Consider the following 13,177-nt stretch of genomic DNA (forward strand, 5'->3'; position numbering starts at 1 on the left):
CTCGTCCGGCAACGAGCCGAGGCTCCCGCAGCAGTAGCTAGTTCATGCCTGGCCAGCGAAAACGTCACACGAGGTTCGGAAAGAGAACGACCTCTAAGGCACGTCCTGCGGACCGTAGCTTGTCTGGCGATCAGCACAGCGAAGTCCCCTCCGGGAACCCCCCTCGCGCGCAAAGGCAGTCGTCTATGAGCAGGCATCGACGCAGGATCAGTACAAGGAACAAGCTAATAGGCGGTCTTGTCGCCGCAGGAGTGATCGGCACAGGCGCGGTCGCCCTCACCGGTAGCGCGCAGGCGGCCGGCGTAGGCGCCGTGTACACGAAGACGAACGAGTGGCCCACTGGCTATCAGGCGCAATACGTCGTCACCAACGCCACGGGGCAGACGGAGAAGAGCTGGACGCTCATGTTCACCCTCCCCGCCGGTGCCAAGCTCGGCTCTCTGTGGAATGGCACGTCCACCGTGAGTGGTTCGCACGTCACGGTGAAACCGGCCTCCTGGAATACTGAGGGCCTCGCCCCGGGCAAGTCGGTCACGGTCGGCTTTGTCGTCGCTGGCGCCGGCGATCCGACCGACTGCCGTATCAACGGCAGTCAGTGTTCCGCAGACACCAGCAGCACGCCGGAGCCGAGCGGGAGCCCCACCCGAAGTCCGTCGCCGACCCCTCGCCCCACCGAGTCGGCGAGCCAGAGCGCCGATCCCCGTCCGACCCCCTCCCAGACCGCCAGCAGCCCCACCACCGGCGCTGCCGGCTTCGCCCCCTACGTCGACCTCACCCTCACTCCGGAATTCGACTTGGCCGCCACGTCGGGCGCGAGTGGTGTGAAGGACTACAACCTCGCGTTCATCACCGACGGCGGAGGCTGCACTCCCAAGTGGGGAGCCGTCACCGACCTGTCCGATGCGACCATGGCCAAGCGGATTGCCGCCGTGCGGGCCGAGGGAGGCGATGTCCGGGCCTCCTTCGGCGGCGCCATCAATGCGGAACTGGCCACAACCTGTTCTTCCGTGGGCGCGCTGGCCGACGCCTACGGCAAGGTCATCGACACGTGCAAGCTGACCAAGGTCGACTTCGACATCGAGGGGGCGACGCTGGGCAACACGGCGGCGAACACTCTGCGCGCCAAGGCCATCTCCGAACTCCAGGCGAAACATCCCGGCCTGAACGTCTCCTTCACCCTGCCGGTCATGCCCGAGGGCCTCACCCAGGACGGCGTCAACATCCTGACCAACGCCAAGGCCAACGGAGCGCGCGTCGACACCGTCAACATCATGACCATGGACTACGGCACTCAGTACACCGGCGAGATGGGTACCTACGCGGAGCAGGCAGCGACCGCCACTCAGGCTCAGGTCAAGAGCGCTCTCGGGCTCAGCGACTCCGCCGCCTGGCATGCCCTCGCCGTCACCCCGATGATCGGCGTCAACGACGTTGCACCGGAGACCTTCACGGTGGGCGACGCCGCACAGCTGCTGGCCTTCGCGAGATCCAAGGGGGTCGCCTGGATCTCCATGTGGTCGGTGAACCGCGACAAGGCGTGCCCAGGCGGGCCCAAGTCCGTTCCCGACAACAACTGCAGCTCCATCTATCAGGGCAACTTCGCCTTCTCCAAGACGTTCGGAGCGTACAGGAAGTAGTCCGTACGGCCCTCGCCGCCGAAACCTCCGGGACTGCGGCGAACTCCCCGCACGTCAGCGACGGGCCCGGCGCGATGACGACACCGCCGGCCGTCGGTGTCCTTGCGACGGGCACCGTCGGCCCTTCGTCGGCACGACGGCGAGGACGCGGTGCCGGGCTCGATGCTTCGCGCTCCACGACCTGTCCGGGCACGTCGCACGGCGACGCGGTACCGGGAACCCGTCTGGAAAGCCACGGCCGCGGGCCCCGGATCTGTGCAAGAGCGCGGACGGCCGTGCCGCCTCGGGGCATGGCGTTTCCGGGTGGCCGAGGTGGGCCGGGCCCGTACGCGGTCGCGTTCGTCAGGCCCTTCTCCGTGTGTCCCGGCGTGAGTGTCAGCGTCCAGGGCCACACCGGTGCCCGGCAGACACGGCCCGCGCCCGCACGGCCGGATGGGGGCGGCTCCTGATGGTCATCGGCAGCGCCACCGGGACCCCGCGGACCGGTACGCCCGCCTCCGGGGGAGCGGCCGGCCCACCACACGGGGTGCCGGTGCGGGAGAACCGCACCGGCAACAGCGGCAGCCCCGGGACGGACGTCCACGGTTGCCCGGCGGCGGGCCCATGGTGCGATGCCCTGGCACAAGCAGGCAGCCCAACGGGCAGGACGCCGCCGATGGCTCGGGCAGTCGGACAGAGTCATGACCAGAAACCCGCGAGGGGCCCTATCGAGGCGCGTGACGGGCAAGTGACGAACCGCAGTTCACTCTTGCCGCCCCTCATCATTCCATGGGAGCGACCTTGCACCGGAGAAGCAAAAGGAAGACCGTCACCCTCGGCCTGGTGGCCGCGTCCGGACTCGGCCTGCTGCTCACGAGCCTCCTCGGGCCCGGTGCCGCGCAGGCGACCGAGACCAACTCCGGGGTGGCGACGTACTTCGACGCGACCGGGCAGGACGGCCTGGGCTGCGGCGTTCCGCCGGCACAGGTCGAGAGCACGAACTTCGTGGCGCTCAACGTCTGGAACAGTCCCGGGAACTTCGCCACGAACCTGCCACGCCCCGTCCCCGCGGCGCTCAGCGCTGTGCGAGGAGTGTGGGACAACGGCCTCAACTGCGGTCGCTGGGTGAGGATCAAACTGAGCGACTACTGCACCGTCAGCAACGGCGGAGCGGCCGGCACCGGCATCTGCAAGGGCGGTGAGTGGAAGGCCGACGAGTACAACGGCGCGACCTTGGACGCCGTGGTCACGGACAGCTGCGGAGACGCCAACGAGTGGTGCCGGTCCAGCAAGTACCATCTGGACCTCTCGCATGCCGCCCTGTCGGCGTTCACTCTGGGCGGCAGGAAGGTGGGCGATCTGGAGAGCCTCGGAAAGTGGAACAACCGTGAGGTGGACTGGTCGTTCATCCCCGCACCCGGCTACACCGGCGACATCAAGATCGGTTTTGCCAAGGATGCGGACCCGTACTACGCACCCGTTGTGATTACGCATTTGCCCAACGGAATCCACGCAGTCGAGTACTTCGACGGCAGCGCCTGGAAGAAGGGCACGATGACTTCCGACAACGGCCAGCGCTACGAGATACAGCCGGACTCCCCGGCCGGAAACCATTACCGGATACGTGTGATCGACGCAGAGGACAGGCTGCTGGCCGGAGGCCGCGAGTACACCTTCGGCCGGCCCGGCGGCTGTGCGCCGTGCTCGGCTCCCTACACCGGCGTGCAGTACACCACCAGCGGTGGCGACGGCCCCTCCGTCCCTCCCACAGGCAGCAGCTCCGCCCGCGCGAACACCGCCTCGCCCTCCACTTCGCCCAGCCTGTCCGCGGACCCCTCACCCTCCGGCAGCATGTCGCCCGGCCCGGCCACGGACGCAGCGACAGGCTGCAGTGCCCGCATGGCGGTCACCGCTTCCTGGAACGGCGGCTTTACCACCGAGGTCACGGTACACACCGGGAGTACCGCGTCGAAGACCTGGAAGGTCTCATGGACCTGGCCCGACCATCAACTGGCCACGGCCCACTGGAACGTGGAACTCGTTCAGTCGGGGCGTTCCGTGGTTGCCTCCAACGTCGCGTACAACGGGTCCCTGGCCGCCTCGTCGAATACGTCCTTCGGCATGACCCTGCACGGGGATGTCCCGACGGTCATGCCGCAACCGCACTGCGCGATCGCCCGCTGACAGCGTCAGGTACCGGACGGCGGCACCGGGTTCACGGTCACCGTGCCGAGCAGAGCGCGGCGCGTGGTGGGGTCGAAGTCCCCGGCGAGCGGGGCGGCCACGGCGGCGGCCGACAGGGCCACGGCCTCGACGAGCCGCTCCGGCCAGGTGCGTCCGGTGACGAGCCCGAGAGTGAGGGCGGCGACCGCCGCGTCCCCCGCGCCCGTGGGATTGCCCACGACAGGGGCGGGCGGCCGGGCCCGCCACACTCCGTCCGGGGTGTGGGCGAGGAGTCCGTCGGGGCCGAGCGAGGCGACCACCGCCCGTGCGCCGGCTGCGGCCAGTGCGGCCGCGCCCGCCGCCGGGTCGCCGCCACCGGTGGCCACGGCGAGTTCGTGGGCGTTCGGCCCCGACTCTGGCAGGGGAAGGTCATGGACGTTCGCCTGGATGACGCGAGCCATTTCCAGGTCGGAGAACTGCTCGTACGTGTAGTTGGGTATGTGCGCGCCCGGGTCGAAGTACTCGAGCGGTGTGACGTCCCCGCGTCTGACGGCCTCTTCCATGACGGCGAAGTCGAGTCCCGCATCGCGCGAGGCGTAGAAGCCCAACCGGATCCCGTGGGGCGCGACGATGAAGTCCGCGTTGTCGTGCCGACCGTGGCCCGCGATGATTCCCGTCGTCATGAGTTTTCTCCGCGTCGGGGCGGGTGGTGAAGGGCTCGCCTGCGCACGGCGTTCGCCGAAACGGTGTACGTCGCACATGTTGCCTGGGCGGCACCTGCGCGGCACGGCCGTCGGGGCGGCCGAACGGGCAGAGGGGGCGGCCGGACGCGCGTGGAGGGGGGAATCGTTGCGATGGTGCTCAGGAGCTGCCCGGATTCCTGTCCGGAAGGCCGGGGGCGTTCCGCTCACGCTGTCTGACCATGAAGTGGATCACGCCGATGGATCCGACGGAAGAGGAGAAGCGCAGTGGGTTACGTTCTGCTGGGACACGGTGGTCTGCACGCCGACCCGGCATTCACCCCGCCGGACATGGAGATCGTCGCAATCCCACAGGGCACCAGGATCCAGTTCTACTGTGACGCCAATCAGAGCCTGACCGTCAACGCGCACTACTTCGACATCTGGGAGACGCTCCAGGCTCCGTGGCCCCCTCTCGACAGCAGCAACGTGACCTACAACTTCCGCCTCCAGGACGCCGAGGCCCAGTGGCCGGAGAGTCTCGCGAACGACCCGAAGTTCGGCGGGCACACACTCATCCTTCCCGGCCGGAACGGCCTGGCCGGCACACTTCACATGTGCACCGGCAACCCTCGCATCTGCCCGACCACTCCCGAACAGGTCGCGAGAGGCATGACGCACCGGTGTGGCGGGATCCTCTCGCACCTTCAGGGTGACCTGTACTGGCTCGCGTGCACCAACTTCGTGAACGTTCCTGCCGACGGCCAGGCGGCGGCGGACGCCGTGGTCCAGGGGAAGTCACTGAGTGTCGTTCTGGGGTCCGACCCGGACTGGGTCCCGGACGAGACGGACCAGGCGGCGATCGCCAGGGTCAACGGCGCCAACCTGGCGGCAGAAGCCCGTTCCAGGGTCGACCTGCCGGGCACCCTTGGTGGTTCCGTCTTCCTGATAGGCAGCGGACACGATGAACTCCACTGGCAGTACGCCCATTTTCAGGGCGCGGATACCTATCCAGTCCGCGTGCTGGTGTCCCCGGACGACCCCGGCTCGGTCCAGGTATCCGACGTCCCGTCCTGGAAGCGGGAGGTGGTCCGGGAAGCCCTGTCGAGGCTCGGCCACATGGACGTGGTCTTCACGTAGACGCGCCGACCGGGGCGGGGATGCGTCGTGAACAGTGCCTGACATGCCTATCCGTCAGACAGGCATGTCCGCAGCCCGATTGTGACGAGTGGGATTCTCCTTGGGACAGCGCAGGCGGCAGTGGTCGGGCGCCACTGACACGGCATCAGCCCCGGCCACGGACCGGATCGGCCCGCCGGGGCCGGGCCAGTTCGGGCAGGCGGACGTCGCCCCGTCCAGGACCGGTCGTCCCCGGGTACAGACGGCGGCCCGCGGCCGGATCTGGGATCGCGTTCCCGATCCCGTCCAGGTGAGGCCCGCATGACCTCTCTCATTCGCTCCGCCGCGTTCCTGCTCGCCTGCGTGGCCACCGCCGTGACCGCCATGGCGCAGCTGGCCGCGGCGGCGGATCCCTCACCCGGCGGCTGGACCGGCGATGACCACCACCACGGCAACTCCCTGACCGGAGACGAGGGAGTGGCCAGCCTCCCGGACGGCTCCCTGCTCCACCGCGGACTCGCGTCGGTGCCGCTGTCTTTCCGGGAGAAGGGGTGGAACCACGTCGACGATCCGGACGTCTCCGGCGGCGGTCACGTATTCGACGCCTACCAGAGCGACGGGACGGCGTCGAAGCTGTTCACCGTCACCACGCCCGGCGGACAGCGCTACGAGTACGAGCACACCCTCGACAGTGGCGAGGCCTACAACAACTTTTCGACGCCGTCTCACCGGACGACCAGTGGATGGTCCACGGGGAATGGGGCGACGAGAACCGGTTGCAGGTGTTCCCGACGCCGCTGCTCAACCCCTCGACGCCCCCAACGGGCGGTGCGCTTGCGCAGGCGGGCCAGATCACCCTCGACCGCACGGTGAACAACGTCCAGGGGTGCGATTTCGTCTCCAGCACCCGGTTACTGACGTTGCTGCTGCGCCGCAGGAGGGCCCAGATGCTCTCGACGGGGTTGAGGTCGGGTGCGTAGGCCGGAAGGAAGTAGCAGGTGATCCAGTGCCCGTCACTCCGTCGTCGCCACGTCCTCGAGAGACCTGCATTCGAAGGAGCTGCCGAACGGCCGCGTCGCAGGACCCTGCAGTCCTGGGCGACGCGGCCGTCCGTACGAACCTCAGTGCGCGCCCGTCCCGGTCAGGGACCGCACCTCCAGTTCGGCGTACTTGCCGGCGTCCGGGACCTCCTTGGACAGCAGGGTGCCCACGATACCGAGCAGGAAGCCGACCGGGATGGAGATGATCCCGGGGTTCTCCAGCGGGAACCAGTGGAAGTCGACGCCGGGGAACATCGAGGTCGGTTTGCCGGAGACCACCGGGGAGAAGAGCACCAGGCCGACCGCGGTGACCAGGCCGCCGTAGATCGACCACAGGGCGCCCGTGGTGGTGAACCGCTTCCAGAAGAGGCTGTAGAGGATGGTGGGCAGGTTGGCGGAGGCGGCGACGGCGAAGGCGAGGGCGACCAGGCCGGCCACGTTCAGGTCGCGCGCGAGGGCGCCGAGGAGGATGGAGACGGCGCCGATGCCGACGGTCGCCCAGCGGGCCGCGCCGATCTCCTGTTTCTCGGTGGCCTGCCCCCTCCTGATGACGTTGGCGTAGATGTCGTGGGCGAAGGAGGACGACGAGGCGAGGGTCAGGCCCGCGACGACCGCGAGGATGGTGGCGAAGGCGACCGCGGAGATCGTGGCCAGCATGATCGCACCCAAGCTGGAGTCCACTCCGCCGAGGTGCAGGGCGAGGAGGGGGGCCGCGGTGGTACCGGCCTTGTTGGAGGCGGTGATCTCCGCGGGTTTGATCAGCGCGGCCGCGCCGAAGCCGAGGGCGAGGGTCATCAGGTAGAAGGCGCCGATCAGGCCGATCGCCCAGATGACCGACTTACGGGCCGCCTTCGCGGTCGGCACGGTGTAGAAACGGATGAGGATGTGCGGCAGTCCGGCCGTGCCCAGCACCAGGGCGATGCCGAGCGAGACGAAGTCCAGCTTGCTCGTCCCGGTGGCGCCGTACTTCAGTCCCGGCTCCAGGAACGCCGTCCCCTTGCCGCTGTTGGCGGCGGCCGTGCCGAGCAGGTCCGAGACGTTGAAATGGAACTTCAGCAGGACCAGGAAGGTCAGCAGCAGGGCGCCGACGATCAGCAGCACCGCCTTGACCATCTGCACCCAGGTCGTGCCCTTCATGCCGCCGATGGTGACGTACACGATCATCAGGACACCGACCAGCGCCACCACGCCGATCTTGCCGCCGTCGCTGGTGATGCCGAGCAGGAGCGACACCAGCACGCCCGCGCCGGCCATCTGGGCGAGCAGGTAGAAGATCGACACGACGATCGTGGAGGCGCCCGCGGCGGTGCGGACGGGCCGCTGGCGCATCCGGTAGGCGAGCACGTCGCCCATGGTGTAGCGGCCGGAGTTGCGCAGCGGCTCGGCGACCAGCAGCAGGGCCACCAGCCAGGCGACCAGGAAGCCGATGGAGTACAGGAAGCCGTCGTAGCCGAAGAGGGCGATGGCACCGGCGATGCCGAGGAAGGACGCGGCGGACATGTAGTCGCCTGAGACGGCGAGGCCGTTCTGGAAGCCGGTGAACTGCCGGCCGCCGGCGTAGAAGTCGGCGGCGTCCCGGGTCTGCCGGCCCGCCCAGACGGTGATGACGAGAGTCGCGGCGACGAACACCGCGAACAGGGTGACGATCAGCGGCCGGTGCTCGCTCGCCTCGCCGGCCGCCAGCAGGGTGTGCGCCGCGGGACTCATGCTCCGCCCTCCATCCGGGACTTGACCGCCTCGGCCCGCGGGTCGAGCCTGGTGGCCGCGTGCCGCGCGTACCACCAGGCGATGAGGAACGTGGTGAGGAACTGGGCGAGACCCAGGACGAGGGCGACGTTGACGTTGCCGACCACCTTGGTGCCCATGAAGCCGCCCGCGTAGTTCGAGAGCAGGACGTACAGCAGGTACCAGGCGATGAAGCCGACCGTCAGCGGGAAGGCGAACGAGCGGTGGGCGCGGCGCAGTTCACCGAACTCCGCGCTCTGCTGCACCTCGGTGAACTCCTCGGTGGAGGGAAGGTGGGCTTGGGGTTTCGCGGGGGGCGGTGTCTCGGTGGCCACGGAGTCTCCTCAAGTGACAGACATGCGTATGCAGGCACGAAGCGCGCGAGTCACGGCGCCGGGGGTGGTCAGGATTCCCAGCGCGATGAAGGCCTCCTGCCCAGCCAAGCGCAGGAGTCTTACCGAAAGGGCCAGGGTAAAGCCCTAGTAAACTGGATTCGGCAGATGCGGTGTCCGATGCCTCGCTCACCGGCACGACGTCACGCTCGCGCGGAACGCCCATCGCATCGGCGACAGGATCGATGTCCGAGATCCCTGGCAGGTGCGGTACTCACAGGCCCCCGCCAGGGGCCGTAAAGACGGCGGCGACGGCGTCAACGAGCGGCGCCGGGAAAATGCCGCCCCCCAGGGCGGACGGCCGGCCGTAGGCGGGTGTCCGTGTGAGACCAGACATGCGACACACGATGCGCGGCATGAACAGATGCCGTTGCGTCCACCGCGCGACCGGCAGCATGACGATCACCATCAGCCCGCCGTCCGTACGCGCCGTGGCGGCCGCGGCCCCCTCGGTGGGTGTGGGCGACGGCTCGGACGATCGACAGTCCCAGGCCGCTGCCGCGCGTGGACCCCACCCAGTCGGTCAGCCGCCGGAACGGCTCGCACAGGACGGGGATCTCATGCGCGGCGGTGGGCTCGCCGTCATTGGTGCCGCTCACAGGCCGTGCGCGGCAACCTGCTCACCGTCTCCGGGATCGCGCTGGTCCATCGTCGCCTCGATCGCCCGCGCCCACGACGCCGACGTGGGCGCGACGGCGAACCATGACCCGGAAGCGGGCGGCAGCTGGTTCTTGAGAGGGAGGGCGTCACGATGGCCCAGGCCCGGCTCCCTGAGGGTCACCGGGGCGGTCTCACTCGGGTGCGGGAGCTGGTCCGCGGCGCCTCCTGAATTCGGCCGACACCCTGTAACGGCGCCGGTCACGGGCGGTCTGGTTTTCCCCGTCCGGGGGATGTGCGGTGCCGGTCCCCGCGGGCGGACGATGGAGTTCCAGGAAGGAGCGGCCGACGGAGGACCACCGGCCGGTGAGGATCCATCCGGTGGCGTCGGAGGCGTACAGCAAGGCGGTGGCACCGACCCGGGCCCAGGGGAAGGGGCGTCCATAGCGGCCGTGGCCGTCCTCGATGCGGACGGTGAGGCGCTCGTCGACGTCTTCGGCGGCGGTCTCGGCGAGCAGGCGCCCGCCGGGGCGGGACACCTCACGCAGGCGGGCGAGGAGGGCCGCCGGGTCGCCGCCGATGCCGACGTTTCCGTCCATCAGCAGGACGGTGCCCCAACGGCCCTCTCTGGGCAGCCGGTCGAAGACGGACCGTCGCAGGGCCGTTCCTCCCTGCTGCCGGGCCCGGGCGACGGCGGCGGCGCTGATGTCCACTCCCAGCGCGGGTACGCCCTGCCGGGCCAGAGCTGACACCATGCGGCCCGGGCCGCAGCCGACGTCCAGGACGGGGCCGGCGCAGCGGCGCAACACCTCCATATCGGTGGCGTCCGGGACGGCGCAGAAACGCTCGACGTCCAGCGGCAGCAGTTCGGCCACTCCCTCCTGATCCGGTTCGAGGCGGCGCAGGTACAGCGGGCCTCGGCCGGCACGCAGCGCGGCGCTGTAGGGGTCGGCCGTCCACGGCACCCCCGGCTCGGTGTGCGCAAGCCGGCCGGCACCGGGCACGAGCACCCCATGCTCGACCGGCGGCGTGCGGTGCGGCCGAGCCTTGTCCGCAGCGGCGCGTTCCCTCAGCTCAAGGCCTCCGGCCAGGTCCGTGAAAGCCCCTTGGGCGGTGTCGCTCATCGCACAGTCTCCGGGAGAGGTGCCAGGAAGGCGCCGGGACGGGGCCCGGCCGGGCGCCGTGCGGCCGCCGGGGCAGCGTCGGCCGCGGTGTCCGCATCGCACAGCACCAGCTCACCGATGGCCTGAATGTCATGTACGGCCTGCCAGGTGCCGCGCCGGGTTCCCGTACCCCTGTAGCGCCTTCCAGCGCGATGGAGCACGTCGGTTCCCGCCACCCGCCGGCCGGCTTCGGCGCGTCGCAGCCCGTTGCGGCGGCGGACGGAGCGAGTCGGTCCCGGGCCGGCCGGGCGGGCGTGCCGGGGCCGCAGTCCGTGGGTGAGGAGCCGACGACGGCCCGGGACCAGGTCGGCGGCCCGGTCGAGGACGGGCCCGGCGACCTTCGGCGGCAGTCCCGGATCCACACGGGCCACGTCGGCCGTGGCCGCCGCCGGACCCGTGTGACAGGCGGCGCCGGAGCCGCGCTGCGGCTCGTGGGGTGCGTACGCGGCCAGGTCACGGGCGACGCCCGGAGAAGCGTCGGTGGAACTGTTGTCGACGAGCGCGCGCAGGCGGGGCGGGATCCGCTGCAGCGAACACGGCGGGGCTCCGGTCCCGTTGAAGCAGGGCAGCACGACGCCCACGGACGGGGGGGTTGTCTCGATCACCTGACTCACCCTACGAATGCATGGCAGACATAACGGGCTTCGTCTTGTTACGGAACGCTGACGCCACCGACCCGCTCCGGGCACCGCCGCCGCGAGGGGTGACACTCGAAAACGTGACGCGCGTACTTGTGGTGGACGACGACCCGACCGTCTCCGAGGTCGTCGCCGGTTATCTGGGCCGGGCGGGCTTCGTCGTCGACTCTGCGGCCGACGGCGCCACTGCCGTGGCCCAGGCCGCTTCCCGGCCGCCCGACCTGGTGGTCCTCGACCTGATGCTGCCTGGTACGGACGGGCTGGAGATATGCCGTCGCATTCGTGCGGCCGGCCCGGTCCCGGTGATCATGCTGACCGCACGGGGCGACGAGGAGGATCGCATCCTCGGCCTGGAGGCCGGCGCCGACGACTACGTCACCAAACCGTTCAGCCCCCGCGAACTGGTGCTGCGGGTGGAGTCGGTACTGCGCCGCGCGGGTGCGGCGACCCCTGCCCCGGCCGAAGAGACGGGACCGTGGTTGCGGGCCGGTCCGCTCGCCCTGGACCCGACAGCCCGGCGCGCCACCCGCGATGACGTCGAACTGAACCTGACCACGAGGGAGTTCGATCTGCTGGAGTTCTTCCTCCGGCACCCCGGCCGGGCCACGAGCCGGGAGCAGTTGATGCAGCAGGTCTGGGGCTGGGACTTCGGCGACCTGTCGACCGTCACCGTGCACGTCAGGCGACTGCGGGAGAAGGTCGAGGACGACCCGGCCCGCCCTCGTCTCATCAGCACGGTGTGGGGCGTCGGCTACCGTTTCGACCCGCCTCACCCGCAAGAAGACGGCACCCGCCATGGTGACTTGCACCTTGCTCATCGTGCTTTACGCGGCGGGCGCCGGGCTGGCGGGAGCCGTGGCCCTGCGAATTCTGCGTGACCGGCCCGTCGCCGTGTCCCTGACCGTGGTCACCGTCGACGGTGTGGCGGCGATGCTCGCGGCGACCATGCCGGTGTCCTGGGCCATGTTCCTGTCCGACCACGACCTGTGGGCCGTGACCATGGTGTGCGCTGGCGGCGGTCGTCTCACTCGTCGTCACCCTCGTTCTGGGCCGCAGCGTCGTGAACGGCAGCCGGGAACTGGCCGAGGCCACCCGCGCCCTCGGGGACGGCCGAGCGTCTCGTCGACGTCGTCGACACCGATGACGAGCAGGATCCGCGGCGCCGCCCCGGTCCCCGGGTTCTCCTTGGCCACCAGCCCGAGGTCGGTGTCGCCGGTGCGCAGGCCGAGGTAGAGGGCCGGGCCTTGCGCCGGACCCCGGAAGATCTCCTCAGCGCCGGACAGGTTCGTAGAGAAGCCGAGCAGAGCGTCCTGGTCGGCAGTCAAGATCACTGACTGGGTGGCCGACATGGCACTCCTGTCGAGAGCGGTCGTGTCGCCGGACAGACCGTCTGAGGACCGGATAGACGATGCGCTCCTCGGTCTCTACGGCGGCCTCGGCTGCTCCGGTATGCCGGCGAGCCGGACCGACCCAGCCACCGGGGACGTCTACGATCTGGCCCGCCCGCTCGTGGACCTGGACGGCGACCGGTGGGAGGTCGTCGCCTAACAAGCCATCTCAATTGGCTGGGTAGGCTGCCGGTCGTGGTGGGGATCGTTGAGCGGCTGGTGCCGGACGAGTTGTGGGAACTGTTCCAGCGGGTGGTGCCGGAGGCGCCGACTCGGCCTCAAGGCGGCGGCCGGCGTCGGCACGGTGATCGTGAGGTGCTGGCTGCGATTGTGTTTGTGGCGACTTCGGGCTGCACCTGGCAGCAGCTCCCCACTGCTTCGTTCGGCCCGTCGGGAGCAACGGCTCACCGCCGGTTCACCGAGTGGAGCAAGGCCAGGGTATGGGCCAAGCTGCACCGCCTGGTCCTCGACGAACTTGGCTCCCGTGGCGAGCTGGACTGGTCCCGCTGCGCGATCGATTCAGTCAACATGCGGTCCCTGAAAAGGGGGACCTGACAGGTCTGAGGCGTCCCCCGGAGTGTGGACACGGGGGTTTATGCCGCGAGGGTGAGTCTATGCTCTGCCCGATGCTGCTGTTCGAATTCGACGGGTGAGAG

General features: G+C 69.7%; 13 protein-coding genes and 2 pseudogenes. 7 read left to right on the plus strand and 8 right to left on the minus strand.

Annotated features, from left to right (window positions below; genetic code table 11):
* Window positions 1-185: 185 nt before the first annotated feature.
* Complete coding sequence (locus tag ACZ7FF_RS44030) at window positions 186-1,637, plus strand: glycoside hydrolase family 18 protein (protein ID WP_470820277.1); 1,452 nt, start codon at window positions 186-188, stop codon at window positions 1,635-1,637.
* A 903-nt stretch (window positions 1,638-2,540) separates the two neighbouring features.
* On the plus strand, window positions 2,541-3,800 hold the full coding sequence (locus ACZ7FF_RS44035; protein WP_470820278.1) for a cellulose binding domain-containing protein: 1,260 nt from the start codon (window positions 2,541-2,543) through the stop codon (window positions 3,798-3,800).
* Between the two features lie 5 nt (window positions 3,801-3,805).
* Here ACZ7FF_RS44035 and ACZ7FF_RS44040 read toward each other — a convergent pair whose 3' ends face one another.
* Window positions 3,806-4,462: a PfkB family carbohydrate kinase gene (locus tag ACZ7FF_RS44040; RefSeq protein WP_470820280.1), complete on the minus strand. Its 657-nt coding sequence runs from the start codon at window positions 4,460-4,462 to the stop codon at window positions 3,806-3,808.
* 285 nt (window positions 4,463-4,747) lie between these two features.
* Here ACZ7FF_RS44040 and ACZ7FF_RS44045 point away from each other — a divergent pair, with 285 nt between their 5' ends.
* Both ACZ7FF_RS44045 and ACZ7FF_RS44050 read left to right on the plus strand, forming a co-directional pair.
* On the plus strand, window positions 4,748-5,599 hold the full coding sequence (locus ACZ7FF_RS44045; RefSeq protein WP_470820281.1) for a putative adhesin: 852 nt from the start codon (window positions 4,748-4,750) through the stop codon (window positions 5,597-5,599).
* 300 nt (window positions 5,600-5,899) lie between these two features.
* Entirely contained in the window at window positions 5,900-6,451 is a 552-nt protein-coding gene (locus tag ACZ7FF_RS44050) for a hypothetical protein (RefSeq protein ID WP_470820282.1), read from the plus strand.
* Between the two features lie 52 nt (window positions 6,452-6,503).
* Here the strand turns inward: ACZ7FF_RS44050 and ACZ7FF_RS44055 are convergent.
* From ACZ7FF_RS44055 to ACZ7FF_RS44080, 6 genes and pseudogenes are all read right to left on the minus strand, one after another.
* Window positions 6,504-6,584, minus strand: a pseudogene (locus ACZ7FF_RS44055) (transposase); the annotation flags it as partial.
* A gap of 115 nt (window positions 6,585-6,699) precedes the next feature.
* The gene (locus ACZ7FF_RS44060; RefSeq protein WP_470820283.1) at window positions 6,700-8,325 is read right to left on the minus strand and encodes a solute symporter family protein; all 1,626 of its coding nucleotides are present in this window, start codon (window positions 8,323-8,325) and stop codon (window positions 6,700-6,702) included.
* Window positions 8,322-8,678 (minus strand): DUF485 domain-containing protein, encoded by a 357-nt coding sequence (locus tag ACZ7FF_RS44065; protein ID WP_470820285.1) that lies wholly within the window; start codon window positions 8,676-8,678, stop codon window positions 8,322-8,324. Before ACZ7FF_RS44065 ends, ACZ7FF_RS44060 begins: the two co-directional genes overlap by 4 nt.
* A 652-nt stretch (window positions 8,679-9,330) precedes the next feature.
* Window positions 9,331-9,516 (minus strand): hypothetical protein, encoded by a 186-nt coding sequence (locus ACZ7FF_RS44070; protein WP_470820286.1) that lies wholly within the window; start codon window positions 9,514-9,516, stop codon window positions 9,331-9,333.
* 10 nt (window positions 9,517-9,526) lie between these two features.
* Window positions 9,527-10,456 (minus strand): class I SAM-dependent methyltransferase, encoded by a 930-nt coding sequence (locus ACZ7FF_RS44075; protein WP_470820288.1) that lies wholly within the window; start codon window positions 10,454-10,456, stop codon window positions 9,527-9,529.
* Window positions 10,453-11,100: a glycosyltransferase gene (locus ACZ7FF_RS44080; protein WP_470820290.1), complete on the minus strand. Its 648-nt coding sequence runs from the start codon at window positions 11,098-11,100 to the stop codon at window positions 10,453-10,455. Before ACZ7FF_RS44080 ends, ACZ7FF_RS44075 begins: the two co-directional genes overlap by 4 nt.
* 113 nt (window positions 11,101-11,213) lie before the next feature.
* Here ACZ7FF_RS44080 and ACZ7FF_RS44085 point away from each other — a divergent pair, with 113 nt between their 5' ends.
* The gene (locus ACZ7FF_RS44085; RefSeq protein WP_470820291.1) at window positions 11,214-12,011 is read left to right on the plus strand and encodes a response regulator transcription factor; all 798 of its coding nucleotides are present in this window, start codon (window positions 11,214-11,216) and stop codon (window positions 12,009-12,011) included.
* Between the two features lie 156 nt (window positions 12,012-12,167).
* Here ACZ7FF_RS44085 and ACZ7FF_RS44090 read toward each other — a convergent pair whose 3' ends face one another.
* Window positions 12,168-12,482, minus strand: a complete 315-nt coding sequence (locus ACZ7FF_RS44090) for a VOC family protein (RefSeq protein ID WP_470820293.1) — start codon at window positions 12,480-12,482, stop codon at window positions 12,168-12,170.
* On the opposite strand from ACZ7FF_RS44090, the gene ACZ7FF_RS44095 reads away from it, so the two are divergent.
* Together ACZ7FF_RS44095 and ACZ7FF_RS44100 are read left to right on the plus strand one after the other, a co-directional pair.
* Window positions 12,481-12,681, plus strand: a complete 201-nt coding sequence (locus tag ACZ7FF_RS44095; RefSeq protein ID WP_470820294.1) for a hypothetical protein — start codon at window positions 12,481-12,483, stop codon at window positions 12,679-12,681. The two genes, ACZ7FF_RS44090 and ACZ7FF_RS44095, sit on opposite strands and share 2 nt — an antisense overlap.
* A gap of 35 nt (window positions 12,682-12,716) precedes the next feature.
* Window positions 12,717-13,064 (plus strand): annotated as a pseudogene (locus ACZ7FF_RS44100) (transposase); the annotation flags it as partial.
* Window positions 13,065-13,177 lie beyond the last annotated feature (113 nt).

It is taken from the genome of Streptomyces sp. NPDC037126 (genome assembly GCF_055605965.1).

Excerpts from the sequence above, each read along its gene's own strand:
- ACZ7FF_RS44075 (WP_470820288.1), bottom strand. The coding sequence starts at position 10,456 with ATGAGCGACACCGCCCAAGGGGCTTTCACGGACCTGGCCGGAGGCCTT.
- ACZ7FF_RS44050 (WP_470820282.1), top strand. The coding sequence starts at position 5,900 with ATGACCTCTCTCATTCGCTCCGCCGCGTTCCTGCTCGCCTGCGTGGCC.
- ACZ7FF_RS44030 (WP_470820277.1), top strand. The coding sequence starts at position 186 with ATGAGCAGGCATCGACGCAGGATCAGTACAAGGAACAAGCTAATAGGC.
- ACZ7FF_RS44060 (WP_470820283.1), bottom strand. The coding sequence starts at position 8,325 with ATGAGTCCCGCGGCGCACACCCTGCTGGCGGCCGGCGAGGCGAGCGAG.
- ACZ7FF_RS44095 (WP_470820294.1), top strand. The coding sequence starts at position 12,481 with ATGGCACTCCTGTCGAGAGCGGTCGTGTCGCCGGACAGACCGTCTGAG.
- ACZ7FF_RS44090 (WP_470820293.1), bottom strand. The coding sequence starts at position 12,482 with ATGTCGGCCACCCAGTCAGTGATCTTGACTGCCGACCAGGACGCTCTG.
- ACZ7FF_RS44040 (WP_470820280.1), bottom strand. The coding sequence starts at position 4,462 with ATGACGACGGGAATCATCGCGGGCCACGGTCGGCACGACAACGCGGAC.